This is a genomic window from Dietzia sp. IBK-p2-16D (genome assembly GCF_057773085.1).
In genome coordinates this window covers 265234-288677 of sequence record NZ_JBYMTL010000006.1, presented here as the reverse complement: position 1 = coordinate 288677, position 23444 = coordinate 265234, and the positions used below count along the sequence as shown (strand labels likewise).

Genomic DNA, 23444 nt, shown 5'->3' with positions numbered 1-23444 from the left:
TCCTCCAGTCTCTGCGGCCTGTCGTCGACCGCCCCGCGTCCGGGCCAAGACTAGTCGATCCCCGGTCGCACCCCCGCGCCCCCCGTTGCTGGTCGGGGGGAGTCCGTCAGCGTCGTTCCCGCACCGAGCCCGCGTCCACCAGCAGTTCGCGGGTCGCGCGGAAGGCGTCCCGCATCCGCCGGTCGTGGGTGATGAGCAGGACCGTGCCGCCGAACGCGTCCACGGCCTGCTCGAGTTGCTCGATCGCCGGCAGGTCCAGATGGTTGGTCGGCTCGTCCAGCACCAGCAGGTTCACCCCGCGCTGCTGCAGGAGGGCCAGCGCGGCGCGGGTCCGCTCCCCCGGTGACAACGACGCGCAGGCGCGGGCGACGTGCTCGCCACCGAGCCCGAACTTGGCGAGCAGGGTGCGGGCCTCGGTGGGGTCGAGGCCGGCCGGGTCGGCGGCGACGCAGAACGTGTCCAGCAGCGGGTCCGGCCCGCCGAACTCCGTCCGTGCCTGGTCCACCGTCCCGGGCCGGACCCCCGACCCGACGGTCGCGCGGCCCGAGTCGACCGCCCGCTCCCCGGTGATCGCGGCGAGCAGCGTGGTCTTGCCCGAGCCGTTGGAGCCGCTGATGAGGATCCGGTCCCCGGCGTCGACCTGCAGGGTCACCGGGCCGAGGACGAAGTCGCCGCGGCGCACGACGGCCTCGGCGAGCACGGCCACCACGGAACCGGAGCGGGGCGCCGTCGCGATCTCCATCTGGAGCTCCCACTCCTTGCGCGGTTCGGCGACCACCTCGAGGCGTTCCATCGCCCGCTCGGACTGGGAGATCTTGGCGGCCTGCTTCTCGGAGCGCTGGCCCGCCCGGTTCCGGATGTGCTTGTCGCGCTCCGCGTCCTTTCCGCCGGTCTTGCGCATCGTGTTGCGCACGCCCTTGTCCAGCCAGGACTTCTGTGTCTGCACGCGGTCCTTCAGCTGGTCGACCCTGCCCGCGTACTCCTCATAGGAGTCGCGGGCCCGTTGCCGTGCCAGCGCCCGTTCGGCGAGGTACGCCTCGTAGCCGCCGTCGAAGACGGCGATCTGCTGCTGGGCCGAGTCCAGTTCGACGATCCCGGTGACGCACCTGGCCAGGAACTCGCGGTCATGGCTGACCACCACCATCGGGCGCCGCTCGGCCTGCATGAACTCCTCGAGGACGGCCAACCCGGCCAGGTCGAGATCGTTGGTGGGCTCGTCCAGCAGCAGGATGTCGTACTGGCTGAGCAGCACGGCGCCGAGGTTCACGCGGGCGGCCTGCCCTCCCGACAGCGCCGACATCGGCAGCCCCAACACCGCGTCGTCGAGCCCCAGCCGTGCCGCGGTGACGGGGATCCGCTCGTCGAGGTCGCCACCGCCGAGAGCCAACCAGCGCTCCAGGGCGTCCCCGTAGGCGTCCGCGGCGGAGTCGGAGTCCGCCATCTGCCCTGCCAGCGCGTTCATCCGCTCGAGCGCGTCCGCGACCCCGGTGACGCGGTGCAGGAAGTCGCGGACAACCTCGTCGTCGTCGCGCTCCACCTCCTGTCGGAGGAGGCCGACGGTGGCGTCCGGCGGGCTGAGGGTGAGTTCCCCGGTCATCTCGGCGACGGGGTCGCCGGCGAGGGCGTGGAGGAGGGTGGATTTACCGGCGCCGTTGGGGCCGGTGAGGCCCCAGACGTCCCCGGGTGCGACGACGAGGTCGAGCCCGCCGAACAGGGTCCGCGCCCCGCGGGTGGCGCCGACTCCGCGGGCGGTGAGGGTCCCGGTCACGATCCCGCCTGGAGCCGGGCGCTCGTGTGGAGGCAGATGGAGGCGGCGGTGACGATGTTCAGGCTCTCGGCCCTTCCACGGATGGGGATGCGGACGCGGAGGTCCGCGGCGGCCGCGAGCTGTTCGGGTACGCCGTGGGCCTCGTTGCCGAAGATCCACGCGGTCGGCCTGGACAGGAGGTCGTCCGCCCGCTCCACGTCCACCTCACCGTCGGCTGCGGCGGCCGCCACCTGCAGACCCGACCGGTGTGCCCGGTCGATGAGGTCGTCCTCGGCGATCCCCCGGACGACGGGCAGGTGGAACACACTGCCGGCGGAGGCCCGGACCGCCTTGGGGTTCTCCGGGTCCGCGCCGCCCTCCGTGAGCCAGACCGAGTCGGCGCCGAGGGCGTCGGAGACCCGGACCAGGGTGCCCACGTTGCCGGGCTCGGTCAGCGACTGGCCGACGGCGACCAGCCGGGGCGTCGGTGCGGCGACGTCTGCGGAGTCCGTGCGCACCACCGTGCGGCACAGGGCGACGATGCCCGTGGGGGTGACCGTGTCCGACAGCCCCTTCAGGGCCCTGTCGGTCGCCACGGACACCGGCACCCCGGACGACCGGGCGACGTCCAGGAGGTCGGCGAACCGGACGAGAGCGTCCTCGGTGCAGAAGACCTCGATCGCGGCGCCGGTGGCCAGTGCCGCCTCGACGGAGTTGGCGCCCTCGGCGAGGAACCGGCCGGCCTTACGTCTGGCGGCGGCGCGGTGGAGCTTGGATGCGGAAACGACCCGCGGGGTCCGTTCGGTGAACGGATCCGCGGGTCGTCCCGTGCCCTGGGCGGGCGGAGTGTTCGTCAATTCGCCCCGCGTCAGGCAGCCGGCGCGTTGACGTCGGCCGGCAGCGCCTTGCGGGCGACCTCGACCAGCGCCGTGAAGGCGGCCGGGTCGGTGACGGCGAGATCGGCGAGGACCTTGCGGTCGACCTCGACACCCGCGAGCTTGAGGCCCTGGATGAAGCGATTGTAGGTCATGTCGTTGGCGCGGGCCGCAGCGTTGATGCGGGAGATCCACAGCTTGCGGAAGTCGCCCTTGCGCGCACGACGATCGCGGTAGCTGTAGGTCATCGAGTGGAGCATCTGCTCCTTGGCCTTGCGGTACAGCCGCGAACGCTGTCCGCGGTAGCCCTTGGTGGACTCGAGTACGGTCCGACGCTTCTTCTGGGCGTTGACGGCCCTCTTCACGCGTGCCACTGGTCAATCCTCACTGGTCTGGGTCGACCGCCTGCCGGCGGCCGGGAAGTTCTTCGAAGGTGGGGGGCTCAGAGCCCGAGAAGCCGCTTGATGCGGGGCACGTCGGCCGGGGCGACGTCCGTGCGGCCGTCGAGACGACGGGTGCGCTTGGTGGGCTTCTTCTCCATGATGTGGCGGCGGTTGGCCTGCTGACGCACCAGCTTGCCGGTTCCGGTCTTACGGAAGCGCTTGGCGGTGCCCTTGTGGGTCTTCATCTTCGGCATGATCGGTCTTCCTCACATGGTTCGTCCCGGAAGGCCCGGTGGGGCCTCGGGTGTGCGGACGTCGGGCGTCCGTGGTCTGGTCGGCGGGGGCCTACTCGGAAGCGGGGTCGGTGACCTTGGAGTCCTGGGCCTTGGCGCGGGTCTTGGCACCACGGTGGGGTGCCACGACCATGGTCATGTTGCGACCGTCCTGCTTGGCGCTGGTCTCCACGTATCCGTAGTCGGTGATGTCGTCCGCCAGGCGTTGGAGCAACCGGAAACCGAGCTCGGGCCGGGACTGCTCACGACCGCGGAACATGATCGTGACCTTGACCTTGGAGCCCTTCTCGAGGAAACGGACGACGTTCCCCTTCTTGGTCTCGTAGTCATGGGTGTCGATCTTCGGCCGGAGCTTCTGCTCCTTGACGACGGTCTGCTGCTGGTTCTTCCGCGACTCGCGCTCTTTCTGCGCCGCCTCGTACTTGAACTTGCCGTAGTCCATGATCTTGCACACCGGCGGGCGCGCGTTGGGCGCGACCTCGACGAGGTCCAGATCGGCCTCCAGGGCCAGACGAAGTGCATCTTCGACGCGAACGATCCCCACCTGCTCGCCCCCGGGGCCGACGAGTCGGACTTCGGGGACACGGATTCGTTCGTTGATACGTGCTTCGGCGCTGATGGGCCCTCCTCGGTAGTTACGGTGCTCTGCACACGACCACTCACGCGGTCGCACAACCGCCCTCGAGGACCCCGGCCCGCCGGCGACTACCGGTCAAACCGAGAAGGCCCCACGGTATGCCTACCGGGGGCCTCTCACTCCTCACCCGTCGACGAGGACACTTCCGCGATCGCTCGCAGCCCCTCGCCGGGGTGGTGACCATCAAACTGCCTTCCGGCGTCGGATGGTGGGAGATTAGGCTCCTCTTGGACGACGGAACCCGCTACGTAGCGGATTCCCACAGTCGATACATCACTATACCAGTCTTGACCATTGCCCCCAAACCGGTGGCTGGCCACACGATGGGGATCGGTCCGTGGGACAGTGTTCGGCATGACCACCGATCAGCCCGCCTCCACCGACCAGGCCGGCACCGAGAACCTGCTCGAGGGGCACCTCGACGCCCGTGAGGTCGAGATCGTCGACCTGGCTGATGTCTCCGCGCAGGAGATCATCTTCCGCTCGATCGTCGTTCTCATGAGCGCCGCGGCCGAGAAGCTGGGGCTCTCCGACGACGACCCCACGTCGAGCCCGCGACTGGATCTCGACGAGGCACGCAAGCTCATCACCGCCCTCTCCGGTCTGGTGGCCGGGTCCGCCGAGCATCTCGGGCCCCAGGCCCGGGTCGTCAAGGACGGCTTGCAGGGCCTCCAGCGCGCGTTCCGGGAGGCCAGCGCCTACCCCGACGAGCCCGGCGAGGGCCCCGGCGAGAAGTTCACCGGCCCGGTCTACTGACCGCGCCCAATCGAAAAGGTCGGCGCTGAACCGGAAGATCGGCGCCGACCACGCCGCCCCCGGTGTTCCCGGTCCGGAACCGGCTGCCCGGACCGGGTACTCGTCAGCGTAGGGCTCGCGCCTTGCGGGCCGCTTTCGCAGCGGTCTTCTTGGCCGCCGCGGACGCGGGGGGCGTTGCGGGCGATGTCGCGGCCCGGTCTGTGGAGCCGGCCGTCTTCGTGGCGGCCTTCTTCTTGCCGGCCGTCTTCTTGCCGGCCGTCTTCGCCGGCGCCTTCTCCGACTCCTCGGTCACCGCAGGGAGGACCTCCGCCAGGAACCGGCCGGTGTGACTCTCCGGAACGACCGCCACCTGCTCCGGGGTTCCCTCCGCGACCACCCTGCCGCCGCCGGCGCCGCCCTCGGGTCCCATGTCGATGACCCAGTCGGCGCTCTTGATCACATCGAGGTTGTGCTCGATCACGATCACCGTGTTGCCCTTGTCGACCAACCCCTGGATCACCAGCAGCAGCTTGGTGATGTCCTCGAAGTGCAGGCCGGTGGTCGGCTCGTCGAGGATGTACACCGTCCGACCACTCGACCGCTTCTGCAGCTCCGCGGCCAGCTTGACCCGCTGGGCCTCACCGCCCGACAGGGTCGGGGCGGGCTGGCCCAGTCGGACATAACCGAGCCCGACCTCGGTCAGGGTCTTGAGGTACCGGTGGATCGAGGTGATCGGCTCGAAGAACTCGCACGCCTCCTCGATGGGCATGTCCAGCACCTCGGCGATGGTCTTCCCCTTGTAGTGCACCTCGAGGGTCTCGCGGTTGTACCGCGCACCGTGGCACACCTCGCACGGCACGTACACGTCCGGGAGGAAGTTCATCTCGATCTTCAGCGTGCCGTCACCCTGGCACGCCTCGCAGCGGCCGCCCTTGACGTTGAACGAGAACCGGCCCTGCTTGTACCCGCGGACCTTGGCTTCCGTGGTGGCGGCGAACAGGGTGCGGATCTTGTCGAACACCCCGGTGTAGGTGGCCGGGTTGGAACGCGGGGTGCGTCCGATCGGCGACTGGTCCACCTGGACGAGTTTGTCGAACCCGTCCACGCCGTCGATCCGGGAGTGACGGCCGGGCACCTGCCGGGCCCGGTTGAGCTGATTGGCCAGCGAGGTCGCGAGGATGTCGTTGACCAGGGTGGACTTCCCCGATCCGGAGACACCGGTGACCGCGCACAGCACGCCCCCGGGAAACACCACGTCGACGTTCTTCAGGTTGTTCTCCCGGGCGCCCTTCACGCGAAGGCTCTTGTCGGGGCTCGGTGTGCGCCGCTTGTCCGGGATGGCGATCTCTCGCCGGCCGGCGAGGTAGTCACCGGTCAGCGACTCGGAGTTGGCCAGCAATCCCTTGTAGTCGCCCGAGTGGACCACCCGTCCCCCGTGCTCCCCGGCGAGCGGTCCGATGTCGACGATCCAGTCCGCCGATCGGATGGTGTCCTCGTCGTGCTCCACCACCAGCAGCGTGTTGCCGAGGTCGCGCAGCCGGACGAGTGTGTCGATGAGTCGGCGGTTGTCCCGCTGATGAAGTCCGATGGACGGCTCGTCCAGGACGTAGAGCACTCCCGCGAGACCCGATCCGATCTGCGTGGCCAGTCGGATCCGCTGGGCCTCGCCCCCGGACAGGCTGCCCGCGACGCGGTCGAGTGACAGGTAGTCCAACCCCACGTCGAGCAGGAAGCCCATTCGTGCCTGGATCTCCTTGAGGACTCGACCGGCGATCATCGCCTGGCGGGAGTCGAGTTCGAGTCCGCCCAGGAATTCCGCGCAGTCCTCCACGGACATGCGGCTGATGTCGGCGATCGAACGCTCCTGCCCCCCGGGCCCGGCGAGGGTGACGGCGAGGATCTCGGGTTTGAGCCGGGTGCCGTCGCATCCGGGGCACGGGACCTCGCGCATGTACCCCTGGTAGCGCTCCTTCTGCGACTCCGATTCGGTCTGCTCCAGGCGCCGCTTGAGGAACGACATCACGCCCTCGAATTTGGCGTCGTAGGTCCGCACGCGCCCGAACCGGTTGCGGTACTGCACCCGGACCTTCGTCGGCGCGCCTCCCATCACGGCTTTGCGGACCTTCGCGGGCAGGTCCTGCCACGGAGTGCGGAGGTCGAATCCCATGTCGCCGGCGAGCCCCGTGAGGAGCTGTTGGAAGTAGTCGGCGCTCTGTCCGCCGGACCAGGGGGCGATCGCACCGTCGGCGAGCGAACGCTCGGGGTCGGGGACGACGAGGTCCGGATCCACCTCGAGGTGGGAGCCGAGGCCGTCGCACACCGGGCAGGCACCGTAGGGGTTGTTGAACGAGAAAGCCCGGGGCTCCATGTCGTCCAACGCGATCGGATGGCCGTTCGGGCAGGCCATGTGCTCGGAGAACCTGCGGTGACGGGCCGGATCCGAGTCCTCGAGGTCCACGTACTCGATCACGATCACGCCATCCGCCAGACCGAGCGCGGTCTCCACGGAGTCGGTGAGCCGCTGCCGGGAGGACGACTTGGCCGCCAGCCGGTCCACGACGACCTCGATATCGTGCTTCTCCTGCTTCTTCAGCGTCGGCGGCTCCGCGAGCGTGTGCAGCTCGCCGTCCACCCGGACGCGGCTGTACCCGTCGGCCGCGAGTTGCGCGAAGAGGTCCACGAACTCGCCCTTGCGGGTCCGCACCACGGGGGCGAGCACCTGGAACCGCGCGCCCTCCTCCCCCTCGAGGATCTGGTCGACGATCTGTTGCGGCGTCTGGCGGGAGATCACCTCCCCGCAGGTGGGGCAGTGCGGGATCCCCGCGCGGGCGTAGAGCAGCCGCAGGTAGTCGTGCACCTCGGTGATCGTGCCGACGGTGGAGCGAGGGTTCCGGTTGGTCGACTTCTGGTCGATCGACACCGCCGGAGAGAGGCCTTCGATGAAGTCGACGTCCGGCTTGTCCATCTGTCCCAGGAACATCCGGGCGTAGGAGGACAGCGACTCCACGTAGCGACGTTGGCCCTCGGCGAAGATCGTGTCGAACGCCAGTGAGGACTTGCCGGATCCCGACAGCCCCGTGAACACGATCAGCGAGTCGCGGGGGACGTCGATGTCGACGCCCTTGAGGTTGTGCTCCCGTGCGCCGCGGACGACCAGACGGTCCACCATGGGTTCTCCTTCCGAGTCGGGAGGCCGCCACGTACCCGTGACGAAAGCCGCACCTGCCGCATGGCTGCCGATCCCGCAGACGAAGGTACCAACGTAGTACGACACGGTTCCGGCCACCGACTCCGTCCGCCGTCGGTAGCCTGCAGTTATGGCGAATCCCACCGAGTCTTCATCCGACCGCATCACCCTCACCGAGGGTTACTCCGGACGCACCGCCGGCCGACTGACCGGCGAGCGATGGACCGTGGGTCCCGCCCGGCTCTCCAAGATCTCGGTCGGCGAGATGGACAACAACGTCTACGTGATCGAGTCCACGGCCACGGGCGAGGTGCTGCTCGTCGACGCCGCTGACGACGCGCCACACCTCGTCGCGCACCTGCGGGACCGCGCGCCCGGTGTCAGGGAGGTGCTCACCACGCATCTCCACGCCGACCACTGGATCGGGCTCGCCGAGACGGTCGACGCCCTGGGCCTGACCACCATCGCCTCCCCCGGCGACGCCGGGGGCATCGACGTCCCCACCGATCGCCACGTCTCGCACGGGGACGAGGTCGTGGTCGGCGACCTCCGGCTGGAGGTGATCGGACTACGGGGCCACACTCCCGACGGGATCGCGCTGGTATTGCGCACCGACGCCGGAACCCACCTGTTCTCCGGGGACTCCCTCTTCCCGGGCGGGCCGGGGAAGACCGGATCGGAAGACGATTTCGCCCAGCTGATGAGTGACCTCGAGACGCGGATCTTCGACGCCCTCGCCGATGACGTGGTGGTTCATCCCGGTCACGGGGACGACACCACCATCGGAGCCGAACGGCCACACCTGACGGAGTGGCGCGAGCGCGGCTGGTGACGACGATGGCGTCGCCGTCCCCTCCGCCCCGTGGCCCGTCATCCAATCGTTATCAAACGGCCGCCGTGCGCGATCAGCGCAGCGCACTCCCCCGCTGACGGACCGACCACGGTCCGCGGGGCAACGCGACCGGAGGCGCCCTCCCCGGGTTCGGGCTAGGTTCGACCACGCACTCCCACTTACACAGGAGGAACGATGATCCGACGACTCGCACGACCCATGCTCGCCACGGTGTTCGTCATCGACGGCGTTGAGACGCTTCGCAATCCGCAGGCCCATGTCGCCGACGCGGCCCCGCTCGTCGACAAGGCCACCCCCCTGGTGGAGAAGGGTGAACAGGCCGTCAACGAGGCGGTCTCCGCCAACGTGCCGCCCGTCCCCAAGGACACCGAGACGCTCGTCAAGGCCCTGGCCGGGGTCAAGATCGGCGCGGGAGTCCTGTTCGCGCTGGGCAAGGCCCCCCGCCTCTCGGCAGTCGCCCTCACGGCCGCGCACGTGCCCTCGACCATCAGCCGCCACGCGTTCTGGATGGAGTCCGACAAGGCCGCCCGCAGCCGCAAGACCACCGGTCTGGCGACCGACGTGGCGCTCCTCGGCGGGCTCGTCCTCGCATCGGTCGACACCGCCGGCCAGCCCGGTGTGGCGTGGCGCGCCCGTAAGGCCGGGGACAAGGTGGCCGCCAGGCTGCCCGGCGCCAAGGCGGAGTCCGCCGCGGCCGGCGCCGCTCTCGCCGGTGTCGCCCACACCGTGGCCGATCAGGCTCGTGGCGCCGCGGACACCGTCCGTGACAAGGCGCCCGAGGTGGCCGAGACCGTGCGCGCGAAGGCCCCGGTCGTCGCCGATCAGGTCCGCGACCAGGCGACGGGTTTCGCCGGGATCGTCCGAGAGACCGCCCCGGTGGTCGCCGCAACCCTTCGGGACCGGGCGAGCGCTGCCCGGGAACAGGCCGCACCTCTCGCTGCCCAGGTCCGCGACCAGGCGGGGGCCGTGGCCCACGCAGCGGCCGAGGAGGCGCGGCCCTACACCGCACAGGTCCGCGACCAGGCCGGTGCCGCCGCGCGGCTCGCCGCGGTCCAGGCCGAGGACGCCCGCAAGGTCGCGCAGGCCAGGAAGAAGGTCGCGGAGAAGGACGCTCGCAAGAAACTCGCCCGGGCTGGCAAGGACGCCAGGAAGAAGTCCGCCCGGTTCGAGAAGGAGGCCGGCAAGAAGGCTTCCGAGGCCAAGAAGATGACGGACGAGGTCCGCGAGAAGGCCGCCGACGTCATCCGTCCCTGACACCCCGGGGCCCCGCCCCCACCCGGAATGACCGCCGGCGACCCCACGCCGCCCCCGACGACCCCGCCCGCGCCCGGGCGGGGTCGTCGTCGTGGGAGCACCCGCCCGGTTCCCGGTAGCCTGGTCATCCTGCCCGAACAGCCCACACCCCGGAAGGAGCGCCCGTGACGGGACACGATGCCGTCGACGAGGAACAAACTCACCTCGGTCGTCTCCTCGACCGCCTGGACGAGCTGAAGGCGGATACCCGCGCACGCCTCGACGCTGTCCTGCGCGGATCCGGTGGCACCCCCCAGGCGAGGTCGGAGCGGGAGTCCTACGCCCGCCTCTACTCGTCGGAGCTCGCGGCGTACGGCGCCGCCAATCTGGGGCTGTACTTCGGCCGGTTGGACATGGCCGACGGTGAGGTGCGCAGGATCGGGCGCGTGGGGCTCCGCGACGACGACGAGGACCTCACCACGCTGCTGCTCGACTGGCGTGCCGACCACAGTCGCCCCTTCTATCTGGCCACGACGGCCCGGCCGGAGGGCGCTCACCGCCGGCGCCACCTGCGTACCATCGGTCGCCGGGTGATCGGGATCCACGACGAGTACCTCACGGCCCCCGCCGACGGCGAGCTTCCGGAGGACCACGACGACGTGGTGGGCGAGTCCGCCCTGCTCGAGGCCCTGGACTCCGCACGGTCCGCGCACATGACCGACATCGTGGCCACCATCCAGCGGGAACAGGACGAGATAATCCGCAACCCACACGCCGGGGTGCTCGTGGTCCAGGGTGGACCGGGCACGGGCAAGACCGCCGTGGCACTGCACCGCGCGGCGTACCTGCTCTACACGCACCGCCAGCGACTGGACCGGAGCGGTGTGCTCATCGTCGGACCCAACGCGCGATTCCTCGACTACATCGCGCGCGTGCTGCCGTCCCTCGGTGAGTCCGGCGTCGTCCTGCGCACCCTCGCGGACCTCTACCCGGGCATCCGCGCCACCGGCCCGGAGACCCTGCGCGGGGAGGAGGTCAAGGGCTCGGGCGAGATGGTGGGCATCCTCAAGGCGGCGGTCCGGGCCCGCCAGCTGGCGCCGGAGGCCGACGTCGTGGTGCGGGTCGAGGGACACGATCTGACCCTGACCCCGGCGATGGTGCGGGCGGCACGGGGACGCGGCCGGATGACCCGACGACCCCACAACCAGTCCCGCGGCGCGTTCGAGACCCGGATCATCGATGCCCTGACCGAGCAGTACGTCGCCGCGCTGACCGATCCGGTCGGGCACGCGGAGGACGAGGCGTGGTCGCCGGATGGGGACGGTGTCGGTGACCTCGGCGATCCCGCCCGACCGTTGCTGGACGCCGACGACCGCGCCGAACTCCGACGCGAGGTGGAGGCCTCCCGCGAGGTCATGCAGGTGATCGATGAGTGGTGGCCCGTTCTCCGACCCGAGCAGCTCCTCGCCGATCTGCTGTCGAGCCGCGAGCGGATCGCCGAGGCGGCGGGCGACTACGTCGCGGAGGACCAGGACGCACTGTTCCGGGAGGACGGCACCGCGTTCTCCGTCGCGGACGTCCCGCTCCTGGACGAGCTCGCAGAGCTCCTCGGGGACGACCCGACCGCCGAGGGCAGTGAAGCGGACCGAGCGTGGGAGGAGCAGCTGCGGCAGGCCGAGGAGGCACTCGAGATCCTCACCGGTTCGGCCGTGCAGGACATCGAGGACGACCTCGATCCCGAGGTGCTCATGGCCTACGACGTCGTCGACGCCGAGTCCCTGGCCCGCCGCCACAGCGCGGATTCCGACCTCACCGTGGCCGATCGTGCCGGTGCGGACCGGACATGGGCGTTCGGACACGTGATCGTCGACGAGGCCCAGGAGCTGTCCACCATGGCGTGGCGGGTGCTCATGCGTCGCTCCCCCAACCGGTGGATGACCCTGGTCGGGGACGTCGCCCAGACCTCGAGCCCGGCGGGCATCGACTCGTGGGATGACGCGTTGTCGCCGTACGTGGACGATCGGTGGGTACTGTCCGAACTGACGGTCAACTACCGCACCCCGGAGACCATCTCCGCGGTGGCCGAGCTGCTTCTCGCCGAGATCGACCCGCAGGCGCGCTCGCCCCGGACGGTTCGTCCGGGGCGGCGGCCGGTGGCGTGGATCGAGCCTGATGCCCGGTCGGTGGAGCAGGCGGTGGCCGAGGAGGTCACGGCGGTGCCCGCCGAGCGGGCGGTGGCGGTATTGCTGCCCGACCCCGGGGGCGACGACACGGTGGATGGAGACGACGACGCGAAAACCGGCGCGGGCTGTCCCGCCGTCCGCGAGGCCGCCGAACTGGCTCGGCCGGGCACCACGGTGTTACCGCTGGCTCTGGCCAAGGGGCTGGAGTTCGATGTCGTCGTGGTGGTGGACCCCGAACGGGTCCTCGCACGCTCTCCCCAGGGGGTCCAGGACCTCTACGTCGGCGCCACCCGGGCCACGCAGGAGCTCGTCCTGATCCAGCCGGGTGGCTTCGGCCCGCTACTCTCGGGTATCCGGGACAGCCTCGGCGACAGTGCACAGGAGCTCACCGCATGACCGACAGCAGACCACGCGTGCTGGGGGCGTCGGCCCTCGTCGCCCTCGCGGCCGTGGCCGGCGCGTGCGGCACCGGTGCCGAGGATCCCGCCGGCACGATGTCCACCGTCGCCGCATCCGGATTCGGATCCGAGTCCTCCGAACAGCTCCCCCCGGAGGACCGGATCGACACACGGACCGACGAGGAGCAGGCGTTCCTCGCCGATCTTTCCGGCTTCGGCCTCCCCACCGAGATGACCGCGGCCACCACCGTCGAGGTGGGCGTCGGAATCTGCAGGGGGATCGCCGACGGGGCGGACACCGAGACGATCCTCGACCGGATCCGTCCGCTCACCAGTGCGATCGCAGCCCAGACCCCGGACCTCGACACCGCAGAGGTGGGTCGGGCGATCGTCGATGCGAGCCGGACCCACCTCTGCGACTGACCACCGCGCCCCGGGTGGGGCGAGGCGGTCCTAAGTGGTGTGGACGATGAGTACGTCGCAGGTCGCGCGACGGGCGGCATCCGCGGGCACGGACCCGAGCAGCCGACCCGTCAGCGAGTTGAGGCCCTTGTTGCCCACCACGAGGAGGTCGGCGCCCACCTCGTTCGCCAGCTTGATGAGTGATTCCACGGGCGCGCCCTTCACGGTGCGCGCCTCGATCCTGTCGGCTCCGGCCTTCAGGGCCCGGTCCTTGGCGCCCCGGACGATGTCCTCGGCGGGATTGTCCCCACGGATCTGGTAGGCGTCGTCACCGAGCTGGTCCGCGGCCTGGCTGACGGACCGCGGATCGGCGGGCACGTAGGCGCAGGCGATCACGAGGTCGGCCGAGGCGTCGGCGGCCAGCTGTGCGGCGCGGTCGACGGCTCGGTAGGACGACTCGGAACCGTCGGTTCCCACCACCACTTTGGTGTAGGCGCTCATTTGCTTCCTCTCCTCGGGAACACGTTTCACCCAGAGTAGTCGGACGACGCGCCCGACGGGCGGGGTAAACGGGCGAGAAACCGGTCCGGGTCAGTCGATCCCGGCCTCACGCATCCCCTTGAGTTCCCTGCGCAACTCCGCGATCTCGTCGCGCAATCGGCCCGCCAGTTCGAACCGCAGGTCCGTGGCCGCGGACATCATCTGCTCGGTCATCTCCTCGATGAGCTTCTCGAGCTCCTTGCGGGGTCTCGCCGACCCGTCGGCCGCCCGGGCGCCCACGAGCTCCGGTCGGTCCTTGGGATCCGCGTCGTCCCCGCGTTCCTCTCCGACCCGGTCGAGGATGTCGGCGATCTTCCTGCGGAGCGGCTGCGGGTCTATACCGTGCTCGGTGTTGTACGCGACCTGCTTCTCACGCCTGCGATCGGTCTCGTCGATGGCCTGCCGCATGGCCTCGGTGACCGAGTCCGCATACATGTGGACCTCACCGGAGACGTTGCGGGCCGCACGCCCGATGGTCTGGATGAGCGAGGTGGCCGAGCGGAGGAAACCCTGCTTGTCGGCGTCCAGGATCGCCACGAGCGAGACCTCTGGCAGGTCAAGTCCCTCCCGGAGCAGGTTGATGCCGACCAGGACGTCGTACTCTCCGCGCCGGAGATCCCGGAGCAGCTCCACCCGCTGGAGGGTGTCGATCTCCGAGTGGAGGTACCGCACGCGGATCCCCAGTTCGAGCAGGTAGTCCGTGAGGTCCTCGGACATCTTCTTGGTCAGCGTGGTGACCAGTACCCTCTCGTCGCGCTCGGCGCGCTGACGGATCTCGCCGATCAGGTCATCGATCTGGCCCTTGGTGGGTTTGACCACGATCTTCGGGTCGACGAGGCCGGTCGGCCGGATCACCTGCTCGACGAACTCGCCGCCCGCGCGGCCCATCTCGTAGGGCCCCGGCGTGGCGGACAGGTATACGGTCTGCCCCACCCTGCCCGAGAACTCCTCCCAGGTCAGCGGACGGTTGTCGAGTGCGGATGGTAGACGGAATCCGAAGTCGACGAGATTGCGCTTGCGGGATGCGTCGCCCTCGTACATGGCGCCGATCTGCGGCACGGTCACGTGGGACTCGTCGATCACCGTGAGGAAGTCCTCGGGGAAGTAGTCGATGAGCGTGGCCGGGGAGCTTCCCGCCGGCCGCCCGTCGATGTGCCGCGAGTAGTTCTCGATGCCGGAGCAGAAGCCCACCTGTTGCATCATCTCGATGTCGTAGGAGGTCCTCATCCGCAGCCGCTGCGCTTCGAGCAGTTTGCCCTGCTTCTCCAACTCGGCGAGCCTCTCCTCCAGCTCGGCCTCGATGGAGGCGATCGCCTTGGCCATCCTCGCGGGACCGGCGACGTAGTGGGTGGCCGGGAAGATGCGCACCTCGTCGACCCTGCGGACGACGTCGCCCGTCAGCGGGTGGATGTAGTACAGCGCATCGATCTCGTCGCCGAAGAACTCGATGCGGACGGCGAGCTCCTCGTAGGTCGGGATGATGTCGACGGTGTCGCCCTTGGCGCGGAACGTGCCGCGGGTCATGGACACGTCGTTGCGTTCGTACTGGACATCCACCAGTAGTCGGAGGAGCTGGTCACGGTCGACCTCCTGCCCGATGGACAGGGCCACCGACCTGTCGAGGTACGACTGGGGGGTGCCGAGTCCGTAGATGCACGAGACGGAGCTGACGACGACGACGTCGCGCCTGGACAGCAGCGACGAAGTCGCGGAGTGCCGAAGCCTCTCCACGTCATCGTTGATGGACGAGTCCTTCTCGATGAAGGTGTCCGTCTGGGCGATGTACGCCTCAGGTTGGTAATAGTCGTAATAGGAGACGAAGTACTCGACCGCGTTGTTGGGCAGCATCTCGCGCAACTCGTTGGCGAGCTGCGCGGCGAGCGTCTTGTTGGGCGCCATCACCAGGGTCGGCCGCTGCACCTTCTCGATGAGCCACGCGGTGGTCGCCGACTTGCCGGTGCCCGTCGCACCCAGGAGGACGATGTCGCGCTCTCCCCGTGCCAGGCGCTCGGTCAGCTCCGCGATCGCGGTGGGCTGATCGCCCGACGGGGTGAATTCGCTCACCACCTCGAAGCGCGTCGTGCTCCGTTCGACGTCGCCGATCGGTCGGAATTCCGAATAGGAGAGCACTGTCGGGTCGGCGGGGACCCCGTCGTCGGGGATCTCGGTCGCGAATGCCATGTCACCAGCGTACGAGCAGCTGTTCACCCCCGCCCACCGGAGTTCCCGGCTCAGATGTCAGAGGTGCCAACTACCGTGTCGTCTAACACCCCTTGCAGCCCCTGCCCACTCGTCTGGAGATCACCCGTGGCCCGCAGCTCCCTTCGTCGTCGTACCGCCTGCCCACACGGCGTGCGTCGGCCGATCACGGCGGTCACCGCCGCCTCACTCGCGGCGGGGGCTCTCACCCTTCTCGCTCCGATCGCCGTGGCCGCGCCCTGTGACCCGTGGCCCCCGGCCGGCGCGGGCGCGGGATCGGGATCCCTCTCGGGCTCCCTGGGCGGGTCCGCACCAGAGCCTGCCACCCCGTGGGCCAACGGTGAACGGGGATACATCCCGGTCCTCCAGGGCCGCACCACCACGGTCGAACTGCTCACGGGGCCGACCAGCCCCAACGACACGGTCGACCGGTTCGGCATCACCGGCACTGACCTGGGGATCCTGTGGGACAACGGCGACTCCGCCCGTCCGCAGGTGATGATGGCCCTCGGCGACACGATGGGCGACTGCACCGCGCCCGATGACGAGTGGCGCAGCAACATCCTCTTCCGGTCCGACGACCGCACCCTCACCGACGGGATGCGCGTCACCGACGCACCGATGGAACGGCCCGGGATGGCCAAGTCGATCCTCCCCCGCACCGGCCAACCCGGCGAGACCACGGTGATCCCGACCGCCGGCGTCGAGGTGGGCGGCACCCAGTACCTGCGCTACATGTCGGTGGAGCGCTGGGGCGACCCCGGCGAGTGGACCACCAACTACTCCGCGCTCGCCCGGTCGACGGACAACGGTGAGAACTGGCGTCCCGTACGCGGCACCGCACGCCGGGGAACCGCGCCGATGCCTCTCCCGGCCGACCTGGGCGCGGAGTCGACGACCCACGTCGCCGGGCAGATGAGCGCGTTCGTCAAGCACGACGGGTTCGTCTACGAGTACCTCACGCCATCGGGCCGCAGCGGGTCCGCGCGGCTGGCGCGGGTTCCCGAGGCACAGATCGAGGAGATGGCGGCCTACCGGTTCTGGGACGGCAGCGACTGGGTCGTCGATCACCGCGACGCCGTCCCGGTGCTCGGCGCCCCGAACGGGACGTCGGTGAGTGAGTTGTCCGTGTCCTGGAGCGAGCATCTGGGCCGATTCATCGCGCTGTACAACAACCGCGCCAACAACATCGTCATGAGCCAGGCGGCCACTCCGTGGGGGCCGTGGTCCGGTGAGGACATCCTCCTCTCGTACCAGCACGTCCCCACCCTCTACGGCGCCTTCGTCCACCCGTGGAGTCCGGCCGTGGAGACCCGCGGCGAGGACCTGTACTCCACCATGTCCACGTGGGACGCCTACAACGTCTTCCTCATGAGGACCGACCTGACCCAGATCCCCACGAGGACCCTGCCCGACGCCCGGGCGCGGATGCAGACGTCCGATGACAGCTGGACCCGCAACACCCCCGATCCGGCGGACACCGGAGAGACCGTCCTCGTCGATCGACTCCCCATCCCGGAGGCATGACATGTCCCGCCCTCTCACTCGTCTCCTCAGCACGGTGGTCGCGGCGACGATGACCACGGCCGCGTCGGTCGTCACCATCGGCACGATCGGTGCCGGCACCGCCTCGGCCGGCCCGTGCAGTGAGATGTTCGGCAACTTCGGCTCCCTGCTCGAGAACCGGACCGGGGCCGGAATGGCCACCGGCTCTCTCGGCTCACTCGGTTCGACCGGAGAATCCGGGTCGCTCGGTTCCGCCTCCCGCGCCCTCGGATCCGCGGACCGCTCAGGATCGCTGGTCCAGCAGTTGGAGACCGGTTCGCTCGGCAACGGACTGTCCGGCTCCCTCGACCCGATGATCGGCTCGGTCTACGGGATGCCGCCGTGGATCACGGGCGAGGAGGGCACGGTGCCCGTCCTCCGCGGCCCCACCCGCTTCGAACAGCTGGTCACCGGCCCCACGAGCCCCGGCGACTCCGTCAACAGATTCGGGGTGGCCGGAACGGACCTCGGCATCATGTGGGACAACGGCGATCCCGACCATCCGGAGGTCCTCATGGCCTTCGGCGACACCATGGGCGACTGCACCGTGCCCGGCAACCAGTGGCGATCGAACGTCCTGTTCCGATCCGCTGACACGGACCTGACCGACGGCATCTCCGTCGACTCGGCGGCCGTGGGCACCGACGGACTCGCCAAGTCGCTCGTCCCGCGATCCGGGCTGCCCGGTGAGGTCACCATCATCCCCACCGCGGGCATCTCGGTCGACGGTGTCCAGTACCTGCGGTACATGTCCGTGGCCCACTGGGGCCAACCGGGAACGTGGACCACCAACTACTCGGGGATGGCGTACTCGACGGACAACGGCGAGAACTGGACCGCCGTGCCGGCGATGGCCCGCCCCATCACCGACACCATCCCCCTCGGCGAAGGGGCCCCGACCGTGGACTCCGCCTGGCGGGGCGCCCAGATGAGCTCGTTCCTCAAGGCGGACTCGCATCTCTACGAGTACCTCACCCCGTCCGGGCGGCAGGGCTCGGCGATCGTCGCCCGCGTCCCACTCGCGGGTTCCCCGACCGCGGGCGAGCTCGACGCCTCGAGCACCCCGCCCACCGCAGGTGTCCTCGACCCGACGGACTACGAGTACTGGGACGGTTCGGAGTGGGTCTCGGACATCGGCGCGGCGGAGCGGGTCCTGCCAGCTCCGGCGAGCGAGATCTCGACCATGTACAACGAGTACCTCGGCAAGTACACGGCCATGTACTCGCAGGGCTACAACTCGGTGGTCATGCGTACGGCCGACCGGCCCGAGGGGCCGTGGAGCTCGGCGACGGTCCTGGTGGACTACTCCGTGCTGCCGGGCGTGTACGGGGCGTTCATGCACCCGTGGGCGCAGGGTGAGGACCTCTACTACCTCGTCACCACGTGGAACGCGTACAACGTCTTCCTCGTACGCACCCGCCTGTCGGAGGTGTTCCCCAACCCGAACCTGCGCCGAGCGGCCGCACAGCCCGTGGAGACCGAGGTCATCCGCCGGGTGCCGGTTTCCGAGCTGGTGGACGGAGTGGTCCCGACGGCGTGAGCGCGGCGGCGGGCGGGTCTCGGACCCGCCCGCGGTCGTCACAACCGGCCGCGCAGCAGGGCCTCACTCAGGGTGCGTTCCCACTGCCGGGTCTCCTCGCGATCCGCCCGACGGAGGATCTCCGAGTACTCGGCCCGGGCGGCGGAGTCCGCGCCGATCGCCTCCGCTATGAGAAGCGAGAACTCGTGCTCGGGGTCGTCCTCGGCGAGAATCGAGACCTCCAGAGGACGCGCGGGATCGCACCAGTGCAACAACGGGCGTTCGCTGGACCGGTCGCGTACGTAACCGGCCCCGGTGAGCGTGGTCAAGGCCGCCTCCACCGCCGCGGTGTCGCGGACCGTCACCTGGAGGTCGATGACGTCGGGGGCGTCCAGCCCCTCGACCGCGGTCGGACCGACATGGTCGATCCTGGTCGCGATCTCCCCCACCACGTGACGCAACCGGGCACACGCCCTCTCCGCCTCCCCCGCCCATTCCGGACGGAACGGCACGACGGTGCGATCACCCACCACCGGGGTCCCGGTGCGCAGATTGTGTTCGAACGGATCCAGCCGGATCTCGACCAGGGCACGGGTCAGGTCCACGACCGTCTGTCGATCCCCGGAGTTGTCGATCAGCACGTCGGCGACGGCCCGCCGGGCCTCATCGGTCGCCTGCCGCGCCATACGGGCCCGGGCATCGTCCTCCGGCATCCCCCGGAACTCCACAAGGCGCCGGAGACGGATCTCCGCCGGGGTGTCCACGACGATCACCAGGTGGTAACCGGGCGTCATCCCGCCCTCTACCAGCAGCGGCATGTCGTGTACGACGATCGCGTCCTCCGGGGCCGAGCCGAACAGCTCCGCCGTCCGCTCGCCGATGAGCGGATGGGTGATGGCGTTGAGGGCCGCGGTCCGGTCGGCATCGACGAAGGCGCGGGCGGCGAGGGCCGCGCGGTCGAGCGCGCCGTCGGGCCCCAGGATGTCCTCACCGAACTCGGCGACCAGCATCGCCAGACCCGGGGATCCCGGTTCGACGACTTCGCGGGCGATGAGGTCCGCGTCCACGATCACCGCCCCCGCCTCCGCGAGCACCGCCGTCACCGTCGACTTGCCGGCACCGATCCCACCGGTCAGACCCACCATCAGCATTCCAGGAGTGTAAGTGAACCCGGGATGTTTACAGCGCATCGACGCAACTATAAGGTCGCACGCATGGTTCGACACTCAGCAAGAACCTCAGTGCTCCTCACGGTCCCCGTGACGATCCTGGCCACCTCCCTTCTTGTTCCCGCCACCGCGAACGCCCAGTCCTCGGGCTCACTCGGCACGGCGGGCTCCGCGGAGGTCCCTGGTTCGTCAGGGTCCGCTGGATCGTCGGGTTCCAGCGGCTTCGAGAGCGGGCCGTGCAACAACTTTTTCGGCAACTTCCCTCCCGGATCGCTTGGCCTCAACCTCGCGACGGGCTCGCTCGCGAACGCGGCCAATTCCGTCGCCGGTACCGCGGCCTCCTCCGTACGCGACTTCCCGCGATGGATCACCGGGGACCAGGGCACGATCCCCGTCCTCAAGGGCGCCACGTCAGTGCTTCAGTTGATCACCGGCCCCACCAGCCCTGCAAATACCGATTCCGCATACAACATCTACGGGACCGACCTCGGGATCATGTTCGAGCACGGCGACGAGACGATGGTGCTGTTCGGCGACACCTTCGGCGACTGCACCCCGTCAGGCAACGACTGGCGCTCCAATGTCATGCTCACTGCCCAGAGTGGACCGCCCGAAAACGGCCTCAAGATCACTGGTGCACGACCGAGCGGACTTACCGGCTACGCCACGGCGTTGGTTCAGGGCGCCCATCAGCCGAACGGCATCGGCGAGGTAACGGTGATCCCCACCGCCGCGATCAGCCTCCCTGACCCGAACAACGCCACCGGCGACGCCCTGTACATGCGCGTCATGTCGGTCCGCGACTGGAACGCCCCGGGCGGCTGGAACACCAACTACTCCGCGCTGGTGAAGTCGGATGACGACGGCAACACGTGGAAGATCCTCGCCAACTCGATGCGCCGGGTCACCGAGTTCACCGGCTGGAACAACGACGTCGAGTTCGAACCCGACGCCGACGACCTGCCCGAGGCCGACAGCAGCCTCTGGTACGGGATGCAGATGAGCGCATTCCTCGAGAAGGACGGCTATCTGTACGAGTATCTGACACCGTCCGGGCGTCGCGGGCCGGCCACGCTCGCGCGAGTGCCGATCGATCAGGTCGAGAACCCCGGCGCTTACCAGTGGTTCAAGGGAGGTTCCACCTGGGAGTCCGACCCGAGCGGGAGCGAGGTGATCCTGCCGGCGCCGGTCGAGGAGTTGTCGGTCGCCTACAACGAGTACCTGAACAAGTACATATCACTGACGTCCACCGCGTCGGGAGTCGTCTCGATGCGGGTGGCGAGCGCACCGGAGGGCCCCTGGTCTGCGCCCCAGACGCTCGTCGATCGCCGTATGTTCCCCAACGCCTACGCCCCGATGATCCACCCGGACTCGATCACCTCAGACGGCTCCCACCTGTTTTTCACTCTGTCCACCTGGGATGCGTACAACGTCTTCTTCCTGCGCACCGATCTCAGCCAGTTCAACTTCAACGCCCCCGACACGAACACGCACACCGAAGTGCAGTCGCGCGTCAGAGTGAGCGACGCCGTGGAGGCCGGGGCCATCGATGACGAGGGCGTGATCGACGAACAGCGTCTGGAGGATGCCTCCGAGGTCATGCCCGCGGCCCCGGAGCCGATCGCCGAGCCGCCGGGCCGCTAACGCCCCTCCGGCAGATGAACCTTCGATCTGTCGGGTCGCACACCTGATTGCGCGGGCGTCGAATACTCACCACCGTCGGACTCACCGCCATCGTCGCCGGTGAGTTCGTCCGAGGCCCGGCGGAGGACTGTCCCACCACGCTGCTCGGTCGCCGCTGGCGCCGGGCTCTGCAGCGGCCGATGTCCCGTACTCAGAGGACTCACGGGCATGGCAGTCCCGATCGCATACGGAGATAGCAGTGGGGCCGCCTCCCCACCGGGCCACACGCTTCAGAGACAATCGGGCGACAAATGCGCGGCGGCCCCGGCCGCGCCCACCATGTGGTGGTGCGCGCGGCCGGGGCCGTGCGACGTGCTATGAGACGATCAGCGCCTCAGTCAGCGACGATCACTCACCACCGGCGAGCTTGGCCCGCAGGGCGGCCAGCTGCTCGTCCGAGGCCAGCGAACCGCCGGTGGTCTCCGCCGGAGCGGCGTCGGCCGCAGCAGCGGGACGCGACGACGGGGTGGACTCCGACGAGTAGTTGGTCGGAGCGGCCTCGGCGGCCTCCGCCGCAGCGGCCCGACCCTTCTCGATCTGGGCCGTGTGCATCTTGTGGCGACGCTCGGCCTCCGCGTAGCGGTTCTCCCACTCCTCGCGCTGCTTCTCGAAACCCTCGAGCCACTCGTTGGTCTCGGGATCGAAGCCCTCGGGGAAGATGTAGTTGCCGGCCTCGTCGTAGCTGTCGGCCATGCCGTACTTCGACGGGTCGAACTCCTCCGTGTAGTCCTCGTCCGCCTGCTTCAGCGAGAGCGAGATACGACGACGGTCGAGGTCGATGTCGATGACCTTGACCATGGCGTCGTCGTTGACCGTGACGACCTGGTCCGGGACCTCGACGTGGCGCTCGGCCAGCTCGGAGATGTGGACGAGGCCCTCGATGCCCTCGTCGACGCGCACGAAGGCGCCGAACGGCACGAGCTTGGTGACCTTGCCCGGGACGATCTGACCGATCGCGTGGGTCCGGGCGAAGTGCCGCCACGGATCCTCCTGCGTGGCCTTGAGCGACAGCGAGACGCGCTCGCGGTCCAGGTCGACGTCGAGGACCTCGACGGTGACCTCCTGGCCCACCTCGACGACCTCGGACGGGTGATCGATGTGCTTCCAAGACAGCTCGGAGACGTGGACCAGACCGTCGACGCCGCCGAGGTCGACGAACGCACCGAAGTTGACGATCGAGGAGACGACGCCCTTGCGGACCTGGCCCTTCTGCAGCTGGTGCAGGAACTCGGAGCGCACGGCCGACTGGGTCTGCTCGAGCCACGCACGACGCGAGAGCACGACGTTGTTGCGGTTCTTGTCCAGCTCGATGATCTTGGCCTCGAGCTCCTGGCCCACGTAGGGCAGGAGGTCGCGCACGCGACGCATCTCCACCAGCGAGGCGGGGAGGAAGCCACGGAGACCGATGTCGAGGATCAGGCCGCCCTTGACGACCTCGATGACGGTGCCCTTGACGGCCTCGTCCTTCTCCTTGAGCTCCTCGATCGTGCCCCAGGCGCGCTCGTACTGGGCGCGCTTCTTGGACAGGATCAGACGGCCGTCCTTGTCCTCCTTGGTCAGGACCAGGGCCTCGACCTCATCGCCCACCTCGACGACCTCACCCGGGTCGACATCGTGCTTGATGGAGAGCTCGCGCGAGGGGATGACACCCTCGGTCTTGTAGCCGATGTCGAGCAGGACCTCATCACGATCGACCTTGACGATCGTGCCCTCGACGATGTCGCCATCGTTGAAGTACTTGATCGTGGCGTCGATGGCGGCGAGGAAGTCCTCAGCAGAGCCGATGTCGTTGACGGCTACCTGCGGGGACGTGGTGTTGGTGGTCATATGGTGGGGTGCTCCGGAGTGGATAGGAATCGTAGC

At 69.2% G+C, this 23444-nt stretch carries 18 protein-coding genes; 8 read left to right on the top strand and 10 right to left on the bottom strand.

Annotation, left to right across the window (positions count from 1 at the left end; genetic code table 11):
* Nucleotides 1-106: 106 nt before the first annotated feature.
* From AC3DE3_RS14220 to infC, 5 genes are all read right to left on the bottom strand, one after another.
* Nucleotides 107-1768 (bottom strand): ABC-F family ATP-binding cassette domain-containing protein, encoded by a 1662-nt coding sequence (locus AC3DE3_RS14220; RefSeq protein WP_488370419.1) that lies wholly within the window; start codon nt 1766-1768, stop codon nt 107-109.
* A complete protein-coding gene (locus AC3DE3_RS14215; protein WP_488370418.1) occupies nt 1765-2604 on the bottom strand; it encodes a TrmH family RNA methyltransferase in 840 nt (279 codons plus the stop codon). Before AC3DE3_RS14215 ends, AC3DE3_RS14220 begins: the two co-directional genes overlap by 4 nt.
* Before the next feature lie 11 nt (nt 2605-2615).
* On the bottom strand, nt 2616-2996 hold the full coding sequence (gene rplT / locus AC3DE3_RS14210; RefSeq protein WP_260487226.1) for a 50S ribosomal protein L20: 381 nt from the start codon (nt 2994-2996) through the stop codon (nt 2616-2618).
* A 68-nt stretch (nt 2997-3064) separates the two neighbouring features.
* Nucleotides 3065-3259, bottom strand: a complete 195-nt coding sequence (gene rpmI / locus AC3DE3_RS14205; RefSeq protein WP_007630819.1) for a 50S ribosomal protein L35 — start codon at nt 3257-3259, stop codon at nt 3065-3067.
* 91 nt (nt 3260-3350) lie between these two features.
* A complete protein-coding gene (gene infC, locus AC3DE3_RS14200) occupies nt 3351-3971 on the bottom strand; it encodes a translation initiation factor IF-3 (RefSeq protein ID WP_260487225.1) in 621 nt (206 codons plus the stop codon).
* A gap of 318 nt (nt 3972-4289) precedes the next feature.
* Here infC and AC3DE3_RS14195 point away from each other — a divergent pair, with 318 nt between their 5' ends.
* Entirely contained in the window at nt 4290-4691 is a 402-nt protein-coding gene (locus AC3DE3_RS14195) for a DUF1844 domain-containing protein (protein ID WP_488370416.1), read from the top strand.
* Nucleotides 4692-4794: 103 nt separating this feature from the next.
* Here AC3DE3_RS14195 and uvrA read toward each other — a convergent pair whose 3' ends face one another.
* Nucleotides 4795-7839, bottom strand: coding sequence for an excinuclease ABC subunit UvrA (uvrA, locus tag AC3DE3_RS14190; RefSeq protein ID WP_488370415.1), 3045 nt, complete (start codon nt 7837-7839; stop codon nt 4795-4797).
* 148 nt (nt 7840-7987) lie between these two features.
* Between uvrA and AC3DE3_RS14185 the strand changes: the two genes are divergently transcribed.
* The 4 genes from AC3DE3_RS14185 (at nt 7988) to AC3DE3_RS14170 (ending at nt 12947) form a co-directional block, all read left to right on the top strand.
* Nucleotides 7988-8689 (top strand): MBL fold metallo-hydrolase, encoded by a 702-nt coding sequence (locus AC3DE3_RS14185; RefSeq protein WP_260487222.1) that lies wholly within the window; start codon nt 7988-7990, stop codon nt 8687-8689.
* 195 nt (nt 8690-8884) lie between these two features.
* Entirely contained in the window at nt 8885-9964 is a 1080-nt protein-coding gene (locus AC3DE3_RS14180; protein WP_260487221.1) for a DoxX family protein, read from the top strand.
* Between the two features lie 164 nt (nt 9965-10128).
* Entirely contained in the window at nt 10129-12522 is a 2394-nt protein-coding gene (locus AC3DE3_RS14175; RefSeq protein ID WP_488370414.1) for a HelD family protein, read from the top strand.
* Complete coding sequence (locus AC3DE3_RS14170; RefSeq protein ID WP_260487219.1) at nt 12519-12947, top strand: DUF732 domain-containing protein; 429 nt, start codon at nt 12519-12521, stop codon at nt 12945-12947. Before AC3DE3_RS14175 ends, AC3DE3_RS14170 begins: the two co-directional genes overlap by 4 nt.
* A gap of 30 nt (nt 12948-12977) precedes the next feature.
* Here the strand turns inward: AC3DE3_RS14170 and AC3DE3_RS14165 are convergent, their stop codons facing one another.
* On the bottom strand, nt 12978-13427 hold the full coding sequence (locus AC3DE3_RS14165; RefSeq protein WP_260487218.1) for a universal stress protein: 450 nt from the start codon (nt 13425-13427) through the stop codon (nt 12978-12980).
* A 90-nt stretch (nt 13428-13517) separates the two neighbouring features.
* A complete protein-coding gene (gene uvrB, locus AC3DE3_RS14160; RefSeq protein WP_488370413.1) occupies nt 13518-15647 on the bottom strand; it encodes an excinuclease ABC subunit UvrB in 2130 nt (709 codons plus the stop codon).
* A 126-nt stretch (nt 15648-15773) separates the two neighbouring features.
* Here uvrB and AC3DE3_RS14155 point away from each other — a divergent pair, with 126 nt between their 5' ends.
* Nucleotides 15774-17192 (top strand): glycoside hydrolase family 183 protein, encoded by a 1419-nt coding sequence (locus tag AC3DE3_RS14155; protein WP_488370412.1) that lies wholly within the window; start codon nt 15774-15776, stop codon nt 17190-17192.
* Nucleotide 17193: 1 nt separating this feature from the next.
* Nucleotides 17194-18750 (top strand): glycoside hydrolase family 183 protein, encoded by a 1557-nt coding sequence (locus tag AC3DE3_RS14150; protein ID WP_260487216.1) that lies wholly within the window; start codon nt 17194-17196, stop codon nt 18748-18750.
* Between the two features lie 38 nt (nt 18751-18788).
* Here AC3DE3_RS14150 and coaE read toward each other — a convergent pair whose 3' ends face one another.
* Entirely contained in the window at nt 18789-19880 is a 1092-nt protein-coding gene (gene coaE / locus AC3DE3_RS14145; RefSeq protein ID WP_488370411.1) for a dephospho-CoA kinase, read from the bottom strand.
* A gap of 90 nt (nt 19881-19970) precedes the next feature.
* On the opposite strand from coaE, the gene AC3DE3_RS14140 reads away from it, so the two are divergent.
* A complete protein-coding gene (locus AC3DE3_RS14140) occupies nt 19971-21542 on the top strand; it encodes a glycoside hydrolase family 183 protein (protein WP_488370410.1) in 1572 nt (523 codons plus the stop codon).
* Nucleotides 21543-21929: 387 nt separating this feature from the next.
* Here the strand turns inward: AC3DE3_RS14140 and rpsA are convergent, their stop codons facing one another.
* Nucleotides 21930-23408, bottom strand: coding sequence for a 30S ribosomal protein S1 (rpsA, locus tag AC3DE3_RS14135; RefSeq protein ID WP_260487213.1), 1479 nt, complete (start codon nt 23406-23408; stop codon nt 21930-21932).
* Nucleotides 23409-23444: the final 36 nt, after the last annotated feature.

What these genes read in the sequence shown, in the direction of transcription:
- rpmI (WP_007630819.1), bottom strand. Translation starts at nt 3,259, where the DNA reads ATGCCGAAGATGAAGACCCACAAGGGCACCGCCAAGCGCTTCCGTAAG.
- AC3DE3_RS14195 (WP_488370416.1), top strand. Translation starts at nt 4,290, where the DNA reads ATGACCACCGATCAGCCCGCCTCCACCGACCAGGCCGGCACCGAGAAC.
- uvrA (WP_488370415.1), bottom strand. Translation starts at nt 7,839, where the DNA reads ATGGTGGACCGTCTGGTCGTCCGCGGCGCACGGGAGCACAACCTCAAG.
- AC3DE3_RS14185 (WP_260487222.1), top strand. Translation starts at nt 7,988, where the DNA reads ATGGCGAATCCCACCGAGTCTTCATCCGACCGCATCACCCTCACCGAG.
- AC3DE3_RS14180 (WP_260487221.1), top strand. Translation starts at nt 8,885, where the DNA reads ATGATCCGACGACTCGCACGACCCATGCTCGCCACGGTGTTCGTCATC.
- AC3DE3_RS14170 (WP_260487219.1), top strand. Translation starts at nt 12,519, where the DNA reads ATGACCGACAGCAGACCACGCGTGCTGGGGGCGTCGGCCCTCGTCGCC.
- AC3DE3_RS14165 (WP_260487218.1), bottom strand. Translation starts at nt 13,427, where the DNA reads ATGAGCGCCTACACCAAAGTGGTGGTGGGAACCGACGGTTCCGAGTCG.
- uvrB (WP_488370413.1), bottom strand. Translation starts at nt 15,647, where the DNA reads ATGGCATTCGCGACCGAGATCCCCGACGACGGGGTCCCCGCCGACCCG.
- AC3DE3_RS14150 (WP_260487216.1), top strand. Translation starts at nt 17,194, where the DNA reads ATGTCCCGCCCTCTCACTCGTCTCCTCAGCACGGTGGTCGCGGCGACG.
- coaE (WP_488370411.1), bottom strand. Translation starts at nt 19,880, where the DNA reads ATGCTGATGGTGGGTCTGACCGGTGGGATCGGTGCCGGCAAGTCGACG.
- rpsA (WP_260487213.1), bottom strand. Translation starts at nt 23,408, where the DNA reads ATGACCACCAACACCACGTCCCCGCAGGTAGCCGTCAACGACATCGGC.